This is a genomic window from Phytohabitans sp. LJ34 (assembly GCF_052068095.1).
In the GTDB taxonomy this organism is placed as follows: domain Bacteria; phylum Actinomycetota; class Actinomycetes; order Mycobacteriales; family Micromonosporaceae; genus Phytohabitans.
In genome coordinates this window covers 229,583-239,354 of sequence record NZ_JBQHDG010000019.1, presented here as the reverse complement: position 1 = coordinate 239,354, position 9,772 = coordinate 229,583, and the positions used below count along the sequence as shown (strand labels likewise).

Here is a 9,772-nt window from a genome sequence, read left to right as displayed (position 1 = left end):
AGACCGCGCGGGTCGGCGGCGAGCTGGCGCTCGCCGAGATCCCCGACCCGCGCTGCCAGGTCCGCGCCGCAAGCCCGTCGGGGCGGACCTGCGGATGTGGCTCAGCATGTGGGCGGCGCTATGATCGTTCGCCCGGAAACCACACGACACGCCGGGAAGAGTGCGGGTATCGGGCGAACGATCATCGGTGGCGGCGAAGGTTTCGCCCCCGGGGCTTGTCCCGCGGAGCTAGCAGTGGACGGCGGGGATTTCGGCTCGCTCTGCGAGCCGCCGGCCGGGAGCGGTGCCCGCGGGAACGGGCGTCGCGGTAGCTCAAATCGTCAGGCCACGCTCAGAAGTCGGTCGGCCAGTCGCCGCGGATGAACCTCAGGCCGAGCAGGAACACGATCAGTGCGGGAAAGACCGCGAGCGTGACGGCCTGGAGCCGGTACTCGATCTGATGGCGGAGCAGCGCCAGCCCGTTGAGCGCGACGGCCACCGCGGCCGCCATCATGAAGCCGCCCCACCAGTCGGTGTCGCCGAAGTCGACGACGTCGGTATTCATGAGCAGGAAGATCACGCCGAGCGTGGTGCCGCAGAGCGCGAGAGTCGCGACCGTGCGGTGGAACGCCCTCGCGAGGGGGTGGTCCGGGCGCCAGATGTACGTGCCGGCGACCGCCAGCGTCGGCAGCATGATCATCACCGGCCAGCCCTCGGTCATGACGCCGAACATCAGCATCGCGCCGACCGTGAAGACGATCACGCCTACCCAGGCAACCAGGTAGCCCGTCATGGCCCGGCCGCCGCCGCGGGTCAGCAGCGGCGCGCCGGCCGCCGCGATGAAAGCGCCAGGGATCAGCACGAAGCCGGCCCACCAGTGGAAGTGCCCTGTGGCCTGCGCGATCGCCGTCACCGCTGCCGCACCGAACGCCACCGCAGCGGCCGCGAACCACCAGGCTCGCACCGGCCGGACCGCCACCGCCTGGCTCCCCACCCTCGAATGCGTGTCAACACTCACGCTAAAGAACTCTGCCCCGCCAGTGGTGCGAACACCATCCAGCTAGCCCTACCCTGGCCGCTCCGGCTGCCCTGCCCCTGTCCCGTCGATCCAGGGGCGACCCGCCACACGCCCGGCCCGGCGCCGCCTTAGAAGTCGCCGCCGCCGAAGTCGCCGCCACCGAAGCCGGCGTCGCCGCCCCAGTCGCCGCCGCCGTAGTCGCCTCCGTAGTCGCCGCCCGCGTCGCCACCGTCGCCCCCATCGGCGTCGGCGTCCATGCCGTCGCCCTCGGCGTAGCCGGGGTCGGCGAAGGCCGGCGAGAAGAGCGCGTCGAAGATCAGCAGGCCGCCGATCGCGCCGGCGGCACCGGCCAGGGCCGGCTTCCACCACGGCTGCGAGTACCAGCCGGCCGGCACCGGACGGCCCTGCACCCGCCCACCCGGGTAGTAGTACGGCGTGTCGTCGCCCGGCCGCGGCCCCGCCTTGAAGTGCTGGCCCCGCACGTCGACCTCGCGCTCCACGGTCAGCTGCCCGGCGCCCTGCGCGGCGGCCAGTGGCGGCAGGTCGGGGCCCGGGTCCAGCCCGAGCGCCACCCGTGCCGCCCGCGCGTACGCGAGCCCTTCGAGCGAGGTCTCCCGGGCCAGCGCGAACTGCCGCACCGTGCGCGCCTGCTCGAGCTGGCTGCCCGCGGCCGTGTACCGCTCACCCGCGTCGACCAGCGCCTGCCGGACTGCCGGCTCGTCGCCGTGCAGGTTCATGACCTGGCCACCCAGCCGCTCGTACCACCGCTGTGCCTCGGCCCGCGCGTCGCCCAGCTCCCGGGCGTGCCGTGCCGCGCTCGCCCGGCGCAGCCAGAACGCGCCGCCGGCGATCAGCACGACGAGCACGACCAGCAAGAACCACTCCATGTCACGACGGTACCCGGCCGAATTCGTCGTACTCGTTTGGCAAGCTCACGGACGTGGACATTTCGACGCTTGGTGTGGTGATCGTGTGTCTGGCCGCCGGGGGCGCCGTGGGGTGGCTGGCCGCGCGGGCCAGGGCCGGCGCGGAGATCGCCCGCCTCGACGCCACGCTGCACGCCACCCGCGAGGGTGAAGAGCGGCTGGAGCAGTCGATGCGCGCACTGTCCTATGAGGCCACGGCCCAGTCGCAGGAGGCGGTCGCGCGGGCGGTGGCGCCGCTGCACGAGACGCTGCGCCGCTATGAGCTGCGGGTGGCCGAGCTGGAGCGGGAGCGCGTCGACGCCTACGCGGAGCTGCGCGAGCAGGTGCGCTCGATGTCCACGGTCTCCGGCGAGCTGCGCACCGAGACCAAGCAGCTCGTGGCCGCGCTGCGGGCGCCGCAGGTCCGCGGGCGGTGGGGCGAGCACCAGCTGCGGCGCATCGTCGAGGCGGCCGGCATGCTGGAGCACTGCGACTTCGCCGAGCAGGTCACGGCCGCCAACGACATCCAGGGTGTCCGCCCCGACCTGGTCGTCAAGCTCCACGGTGGACGGTCCGTGGTGGTCGACGCCAAGGCGCCCTTCGAGGCCTACCTGGCGGCCATGGAGTCGCGCGACGAGCGCGGCCGCGACACCCACCTCGACCAGCACGCGCGCCACCTGCGCGGCCACGTCGACGCGCTGGCGGCAAAGTCGTACTGGTCGGCGTTCGAGCAGACGCCCGAGTTCGTGGTGCTCTTCATGCCGGCCGACCCGTTTCTCGACGCGGCGCTCCAGCGCGACCCGACCCTCCTGGAGCACGCCTTCGCCCGCAACGTGGTGCTCGCCACCCCCGCCACACTGATGGCGCTGCTGCGCACGGTGGCGTACGTGTGGCGCCAGGAGGCCCTGGCCCGCAACGCGGTGGCGGTGCACACGCTGGCCCGCGAGCTGTACGGGCGGCTTTCCACGCTCGGCGAGCACGTGAGCCGGCTGGGTGGGGCGCTGGGTGGCGCGGTGAGCGCGTACAACCGGGCGGTCGGCTCACTGGAGGCGCGCGTGCTTGTCAGCGCCCGCAAGCTCGCCGAGCTGGGCGTCTCCGACGACGAATTGCCCGTGCCGCCCCAGGTCGAGCTGGCTCCCCGCCAGCCTCAAGCGCCGGAGCTGGTCTCCGACTGAGCGGGCCGCGGTCGCCCGTGATCAAAGTCGTTGGCACGACTTGAGAGAAGCTTTGATCACGCCGTGCGCGACGCGGCCGCCGCCTTCATGTCGCGCTTGAGCTCCTGCGGGAGGGAGAAGATCAGCCGCTCGTCCGCGGTGGTCACCTCGGAGACGTCGGCGAAGCCGCGCGCGGCGAGGTGCTCCAGCACCTGCGTGACAAGCTCGTCGGGCACGCTGGCACCCGACGTGACGCCGACCGTGGTGGCGCCCTCCAGCCACTCGTCGGCGATCTCGTGCGCGTAGTCGACCAGGTGGCCGGCGCGCGCCCCGGCGTCGAGGGCCACCTCGACCAGGCGCACCGAGTTGGACGAGTTGCGCGAGCCGACGACGAGCACCACGTCGCACTCCGGCGCGATCTCCTTGACCACGTGCTGGCGGTTTTGCGTGGCGTAGCAGATGTCGTCGCTGGGCGGTGACTGGAGCAACGGCAGCCGCTGCTTGAGCCGGGCCACGGTCTCCATCGTCTCGTCGACGGAGAGCGTCGTCTGGGAGAGCCACACCACCTTCGAGGGGTCACGCACCGTCACCTTGTCGGCGCCCTCGGGGCCGTCGACGAGCTGGACGTGCGCGGGCGCCTCGCCGGCCGTGCCGATGACCTCCTCGTGGCCCTCGTGGCCGATGAGCAGGATGTCGTAGTCGTCGGCCGCGAACCGCCTGGCCTCGTGGTGCACCTTCGTCACCAGGGGGCAGGTCGCGTCGATGGCCTTGAGCGAACGCGCCTTGGCCTGCTCGTACACCTCCGGGGCGACCCCGTGCGCCGAGAAGATCACGGTGGCCCCCTCGGGGACCTCCTCGTTTTCCTCGACGAAGATGGCGCCCTTGGCCTCGAGCGTCGACACCACGTGCTTGTTGTGCACGATCTGCTTGCGCACGTAGATCGGCGGCCCGTAGAGCTTGAGCGCCTCCTCCACGGTCTGCACCGCGCGGTCGACGCCGGCGCAGTATCCGCGGGGCTTGGCCAGCAGCACGCGCTTGCGGATCTCGGTCACCCGGCCATCGTACGTGCCGCTCCGCCCCACCCGCCGTGGTCGAGACCCGGATTACGCCGTTCGACACATAGGCTGGCCTGCGTGACGCAGCCCGAAGCCCCGAAGAGCACGCCCGAGGAGCCCTGGCCGGTCCGGGTGGTCAGCCAGAAGATCGGCTCGTGGGTATCCAAGCTCGGGTGGGTCTGGGTGGACGGCCAGGTGGCCCAGATCAGCCGGCGCCCGGGCGCGAGCACCGTCTTCCTCACCCTGCGTGACCCGTCCGCCGACCTCAGCCTGACTGTTACGACAAACCGGGATGTACTGGACATCGGCGCCCCGGAGCTCAACGAGGGCGCCCGGGTGGTCCTGCACGCCAAGCCCGAGTTCTACGCCGCGCGGGGCACGCTCAGCCTGCGCGCCGACGAGATCCGCCAGGTGGGGCTGGGTGAGCTGCTGGCCCGCCTGGAAAAGCTGAAGAAGCTGCTGGCCGCCGAGGGACTATTCGCGCGGGAGCGCAAGCGGCGGCCCCCATTCCTGCCGGCGCGCATCGGGCTGATCACCGGACGCTCCTCGGCCGCCGAGCGCGACGTGCTGACCAACGCCCGCCGCCGGTGGCCGGCGGTGGAGTTTCGCGTGGTCAACGTCGCGGTGCAGGGCCCGACCGCCGTACCCCAGATCATCGACGCGCTCAAAGTGCTCGACGGCGACGACACGATCGACGTGATCATCATCGCGCGCGGCGGCGGGAGCGTCGAAGACCTGCTGCCCTTCTCCGACGAGGCGCTGTGCCGCGCGGTCTTCGACTGCCGCACACCGGTGGTCAGCGCGATCGGCCACGAGACGGACATCCCGCTGCTCGACTACGTCGCCGACGTGCGCGCCTCCACGCCCACCGACGCCGCCAAGCGGATCGTGCCCGACCTGGCCGAGGAGCTGCGCCTCATCGGCCTCGCCCGGCAGCGGCTGGGCCGCGCGGTGACCGGCCTGCTCGACCGCGAGCAGCACCGCCTCGACTCGATCCGCTCCCGCCCGGTCCTGGCCCGCCCACAGGTCATGATCGAGCAGCGTGCGACCGAGGTGGCCGCCCTCCGCGACCGCACCGCACGCACGCTCGACCACAAGCTCGCCGCGGCCGCCGGCGACCTCCGCCACACCCTCGCCCGCCTGCGCGCGCTGTCACCCGCCGCGACACTCGAACGCGGATACGCCATCGTCCAGCGCGCCGACGGCCACGTCGTCCGCTCACCCTCCGACGTGGCCAAGGGCGACGACCTGCGGCTACGGCTCGCCGAAGGCGACCTGTCCGCCCAGGTGACCGACTCACCCGCGTAGGGTGACCGACCATGAGCGAGCGGAGCGAGCGAATCATCAGACTCAGTGCGCTTGGAGCCTCGTGGCCGCCCGCAGCGAAGCGAGGACGGCCATGAGCGACACCCAGTTGAGCTACGAGCAGGCCCGCGCCGAGCTGGCCAGCGTGGTCGAGCGGCTGGAGGCCGGCGGCGGTTCGCTGGAAGAGTCGCTCGCGCTGTGGGAGCGCGGCGAGCAGCTGGCCGACATCTGCCAGCGCTGGCTCGACGGCGCCCGCGCCCGCCTCGACGCCGCGAAGGCCGCCCGCGAAGAAAACTGAGCAAGCCCCGGACATCTACCCGGGCCGCGTCAGCGGCGGACCGCCGCTCCCGCCGGAGACCGCGCAGGCCGGCGGCTCGCGGAGCGAGCCGAAACCCCCGACCTCCGCTGCCAGGCCCGCGGTGCAAGACCAACCCGCGCGCCCACAGTGGACAGGTGAGGCCGCGGGACGAGCAGCGGACGGGTGAGGCGCGGGACCAGCGGTCCGGACCCATGCCACTCGTCTCGAACGGATTTTCCTGCCCGCACAGGGTGGGCCGGCCTCGCCGGCCACCGTCTGTGACGCAGCGTCAGCAAGCTGAGGTAGGAACGTCGAGATCTAGGGCAGTTAGGGTTGAAATAGCGCCCAAGCTCTCCAAGATCTCGAATCTCGGGCCGTGCGCACGGCGGCGGCGGTTACTCAGAGCAACGGAGCCCCGTTTCACATCTCCGCCGCCTGTCCGGCAACAGGCATTGTGGACAAACACCGCTGCACCGCGGGCCGCGCACCCGCCGCAGGCAAAGAGTGACCGCGACCAAACGCGGGGGTGAGCGCGACCAGCGGCGGACGGGTGAGGCCGCGGGAGCAGCGGTCCGGACCACGGCGGATATCGCGGTAGCTCAGAATCTCTTCGGTTATCGGTCTGGCCCCACGACCGACGCCGCCGGCTCGGAGACGTGGGCGGCCACGATGCGCCAGCCCGACGGGAGGCGCACCCAGGTCTGCGACTGCCGGCCCACGGCGGTGCCGCCGGGGTAGTCGAACAGCGTGTTGACCACGGCGTAGTCGGCGCCGAACGTGGCGATCCGGGTCTCCCTCAGCCGCCGGCCGGGCGGGAGTGGCGGCTGTGCCCACCGCCAGACCCGCTGCTCCTCGATGCCCACCTGGTGGTCGGCGATGCCGAAGCGGATGGTCTCCGGCGACTGCCAGAAGAAGTCGACGATCCGGTCCGGCTCGCCGGAGACGAGAGCGTCCTCGTACGCGGCGAAGGCGGCGGCGACCTCGGCCACCACGTCGGGCCGGTTGATCTCCATGCGGCGTGTGTCCTCTCGTGGGGATGGGGCGGCGGTCGCGGCGGGCCCCGCGACCGACGCCCCACGTGTGGGTCAGGCGGCCGGTGCCGCGGCCTTTTCCAGGTCCGGAGCTGGCCGGGGTGCGGGCACCTCGGCGCCGACCTCGTCCGGCTCGGGCTCGCGGGGTGGCACCTTGCCGAGCGCGAACACCACGCATACCACCGCCACGAAGAGGTAGCCGAGGGCGACCTGCCCGTTGGCGTTCCACTCGACCTTCTCGCCGTGGATGAGGCCGACGAACGAGAGCACCGTCCCCGAGCCGGCGAAGACAGCCGCGTGCCAGAAGCGCTTGTCGATGACGAACGCGACGATCGCGCCGAGCACGAGGCCCGCCAGGATCGCGCCCTGCCCCAGCACGAGCAGGCCGTGGTAGAAGACGCCGGCGCCCTCCAGCGCCTCGTCGCCGACCTGTGCCGCCGAGGTGCCGGCCGCGGCGAGCGCGTTGTCCATCTGGCCGCTCGCCCAGGAGGCGATGTTGGGGATCAGCGCGGCGACCACCGCGGCCGCGTGCGCCCGGGGTGTGGCCTGGAAAGCCTGCGCGCCGATCAGTAGTCCTATGTAGAGCAGGATGGGCACGATGGCGGGCGTCGGCAAGAGCGCGCCGAGCAACCCGAACATGCCGAGGAAGCAGAGCAGCGCGATGACCACTCCGGTCGCCATCGAGTAGCCGGTGCGGCCGCCCGCCGCCTTCCAGCCTGGGTGTCCAACGTAGACGGCCGGCGGGAAGGGCGAGCCCAGCGCCGATCCGATGACCGCGCCGGCACCGTCCGCGAGCAGCACGCTGCGCAGGTTGTAGTTGTCGCCCGCCGTCGCCGCACTCTCCACATTGGTCATCGCCTCGGTGAAGTTGTAGACGCCCAGCGGGATCGCGGTCGCCAGCAGCGGCGCCATGTCGCCGAGCCCGTCGAAGAGCAGACCGAGCTTGAGATCCGGCACCGCGACGGCGATGTCGCCCGCGGCCGACGAGACGTCCGGCACCGACATCGCGCCGCCGATCCAGCCGATCGCGGTGCCCAGCAACAGCGCGGCGAGGCCGATCGGGATGTTGCCGGGCAGCTTGACGTCGGTGAGCAGGCCGACGAGCAGCAGCGCGAAGACCGGCAGCGCGATCCAGGCCATGTCCCACATCTGCGCGGCCGGGTTCATCGAGATGAACGTGATGGAGATGCCGGCCAGCGTGCCCAGCAGCGCGGCGCGCGGCGCGTACTTGCGGATGTACGGCCCGACGAACGCTCCAATGAGGACGATCACGCCGATGATGAACGCCCATGCCAGCCCTGCCTGCCACGCCCGCAGCGGGTCATTGGTGCGCAGGTAGATCGGCAGCATGATCACGAAGATCACGATGAACATGTGCGGCACGCTCGGCCCGTACGGCATGGCGGTCACGTCCGTGCGCCGCTCCTTCCGGGCCAGCCGCCGCGCCAGGTACGTGTAGTAGATGTTGCCGAAGACGAGCGCGACGCCGAGCGCCGGCAGCACCGTGCCGAAGACGTCGCCCGAAGCCATGTGCACGACGCCGATGCACAAGCCGGTCAGTGTGAGCACGTTGACCAGCACGTTGACGCCGAAACCGAAGAAAGCGTTGGTGTCCCCGCGCACCCAGTACGGAAGTTTCACGACTCCTCCTGAAGAGCCCTGAGCACGTCGGTCGAGTCGGCGACCCAACCGAAGATCCCACCCTGTGCGGCGATCATGTCGAGCCCCACCCGCTGGAACTCCGGGAAGTAGGACCCGACGCAGTCGGCGAGCACGAGGCACTCGTACCCGCGGTCGTTGGCCTCGCGGACCGTGGTGTGCACGCAGACCTCGGTGGTCACGCCGGTGACGACGAGGCTCGCCACCTTGAGCTCCTCCAGCAGCGTGCCGAGGTCGGTGGCGTAGAAGGCGCCCTTGCCGGGCTTGTCGACGACTGGCTCACCCGGCGCGGGCGCGAGCTCGTCCACGATGTCGTGGCCGTACTCGCCGCGTACCAGGATGCGGCCCAGCGGCCCCTCGTCGCCGATGCGCATGCTTGGCGCACCCCGGGCGAGCTTGGCCGGCGGGCAGTCCGAGAGGTCGGGAAGGTGCCCCTCGCGGGTGTGGATGACCGGCAGCCCGGCCGCCCGCCAGCCGGCGAGCAGCGCCGCGAGCGGTGCGATCGTGCGGCGGAGCTGGCCGACGTCGTTGCCGAGCGCCTCGCCGAAGCCGCCCGGCTCCAGGAAGTCGCGCTGCATGTCGATGACCAGCAGGGCGGTGCTGGCCGGGTCGAACGCGAACGGTCCCGGCCGCGCCTCGACCGCGATCACGAGGTGGCCTCGATGACCGCGTCGGAGGTGGCGACGCAGCCGAAGACGCCGCCCTGCATGGTGACCATGTGCAGCGCGGCGGCGTGGTTGCCCGCGTCGGTGGCGCCGGTGCAGTCGGAGAGGATCAGGCACTCGTACCCGCGGTCGTTGGCCTCGCGCATGGTCGTGTGCACGCACACGTCGGTCGTGATGCCGGTGAGGATGAGGTGCGTGATGCCGTGCGTACGCAGCACGAGGTCGAGGTTGGTGGCGTAGAAGGCGCCCTTGCCCGGCTTGTCGATCACCACCTCGCCTGGTGCCGGCGCGACCTCGGGCACGATCTCCCAGCCCGGCTCGCCCTTGACGAGGATGCGCCCGCACGGCCCGGCGGAGCCGATCTCGGCACCGATCTGGGCTGAGCGCCAGCGCTTGTTGGGCGGTAGGTCGGCGAGGTCCGGGTCGTGCCCCTCGCGGGTGTGTATGACCAGCATGCCGAGGTCGCGAACGTGCGACAGCAGCCGCTGGGTCGCGGGCAGTCCGGCCCGCGTGAGGGCGATGTCGTAGCCCATGCTGTCGACGTAGCCACCGGGTCCGCAGAAGTCGGTCTGCCAGTCGATGCAGAGCAGGGCGGTGCGCGCGACCGGAGCCGCGCCGTCGTACGGCCAGAGATAGGGGTCGGCCTTGACGGGCCCGATGGTTGAGCCTGGCATACAGTCGATTGTCGACCGTACCGTTTCCC

Annotated in this window: 10 protein-coding genes; 3 read left to right on the top strand and 7 right to left on the bottom strand. The window is 71.6% G+C overall.

Going from position 1 to position 9,772, the window contains the following annotated elements; all coding sequences use genetic code 11:
- Nucleotides 1-331: 331 nt before the first annotated feature.
- Nucleotides 332-997, bottom strand: a complete 666-nt coding sequence (locus ACTMTJ_RS31405; protein WP_441222251.1) for a hypothetical protein — start codon at nt 995-997, stop codon at nt 332-334.
- A gap of 128 nt (nt 998-1,125) precedes the next feature.
- Nucleotides 1,126-1,884: a hypothetical protein gene (locus ACTMTJ_RS31400; RefSeq protein ID WP_441222250.1), complete on the bottom strand. Its 759-nt coding sequence runs from the start codon at nt 1,882-1,884 to the stop codon at nt 1,126-1,128.
- A 53-nt stretch (nt 1,885-1,937) separates the two neighbouring features.
- On the opposite strand from ACTMTJ_RS31400, the gene rmuC reads away from it, so the two are divergent.
- A complete protein-coding gene (gene rmuC, locus ACTMTJ_RS31395) occupies nt 1,938-3,077 on the top strand; it encodes a DNA recombination protein RmuC (RefSeq protein ID WP_441222249.1) in 1,140 nt (379 codons plus the stop codon).
- Between the two features lie 56 nt (nt 3,078-3,133).
- On the opposite strand, the gene ACTMTJ_RS31390 is transcribed toward rmuC, so the two are convergent.
- Nucleotides 3,134-4,138 (bottom strand): 4-hydroxy-3-methylbut-2-enyl diphosphate reductase, encoded by a 1,005-nt coding sequence (locus ACTMTJ_RS31390; RefSeq protein WP_441222248.1) that lies wholly within the window; start codon nt 4,136-4,138, stop codon nt 3,134-3,136.
- Between the two features lie 51 nt (nt 4,139-4,189).
- Here ACTMTJ_RS31390 and xseA point away from each other — a divergent pair, with 51 nt between their 5' ends.
- Together xseA and ACTMTJ_RS31380 are read left to right on the top strand one after the other, a co-directional pair.
- Nucleotides 4,190-5,419 (top strand): exodeoxyribonuclease VII large subunit, encoded by a 1,230-nt coding sequence (gene xseA / locus ACTMTJ_RS31385; protein WP_441222247.1) that lies wholly within the window; start codon nt 4,190-4,192, stop codon nt 5,417-5,419.
- Nucleotides 5,420-5,510: 91 nt separating this feature from the next.
- The gene (locus ACTMTJ_RS31380; protein ID WP_441222246.1) at nt 5,511-5,714 is read left to right on the top strand and encodes an exodeoxyribonuclease VII small subunit; all 204 of its coding nucleotides are present in this window, start codon (nt 5,511-5,513) and stop codon (nt 5,712-5,714) included.
- Between the two features lie 614 nt (nt 5,715-6,328).
- Here ACTMTJ_RS31380 and hpxZ read toward each other — a convergent pair.
- The 4 genes from hpxZ to biuH all read right to left on the bottom strand — a co-directional run bounded on the left by hpxZ (nt 6,329) and on the right by biuH (nt 9,743).
- Nucleotides 6,329-6,727: an oxalurate catabolism protein HpxZ gene (gene hpxZ, locus ACTMTJ_RS31375; protein ID WP_441222245.1), complete on the bottom strand. Its 399-nt coding sequence runs from the start codon at nt 6,725-6,727 to the stop codon at nt 6,329-6,331.
- 72 nt (nt 6,728-6,799) lie between these two features.
- Complete coding sequence (locus ACTMTJ_RS31370; RefSeq protein WP_441222244.1) at nt 6,800-8,386, bottom strand: regulator; 1,587 nt, start codon at nt 8,384-8,386, stop codon at nt 6,800-6,802.
- On the bottom strand, nt 8,383-9,054 hold the full coding sequence (locus ACTMTJ_RS31365) for a cysteine hydrolase family protein (protein ID WP_441222243.1): 672 nt from the start codon (nt 9,052-9,054) through the stop codon (nt 8,383-8,385). The genes ACTMTJ_RS31370 and ACTMTJ_RS31365 overlap by 4 nt, the downstream gene beginning before the upstream one ends.
- A complete protein-coding gene (gene biuH / locus ACTMTJ_RS31360; RefSeq protein WP_441222242.1) occupies nt 9,051-9,743 on the bottom strand; it encodes a biuret amidohydrolase in 693 nt (230 codons plus the stop codon). The genes ACTMTJ_RS31365 and biuH overlap by 4 nt, the downstream gene beginning before the upstream one ends.
- Nucleotides 9,744-9,772: the final 29 nt, after the last annotated feature.

Coding starts and splice junctions, on each gene's coding strand:
- ACTMTJ_RS31400 (WP_441222250.1), bottom strand. CDS start 1,884: ATGGAGTGGTTCTTGCTGGTCGTGCTCGTCGTGCTGATCGCCGGCGGC.
- ACTMTJ_RS31380 (WP_441222246.1), top strand. CDS start 5,511: ATGAGCGACACCCAGTTGAGCTACGAGCAGGCCCGCGCCGAGCTGGCC.
- hpxZ (WP_441222245.1), bottom strand. CDS start 6,727: ATGGAGATCAACCGGCCCGACGTGGTGGCCGAGGTCGCCGCCGCCTTC.
- biuH (WP_441222242.1), bottom strand. CDS start 9,743: ATGCCAGGCTCAACCATCGGGCCCGTCAAGGCCGACCCCTATCTCTGG.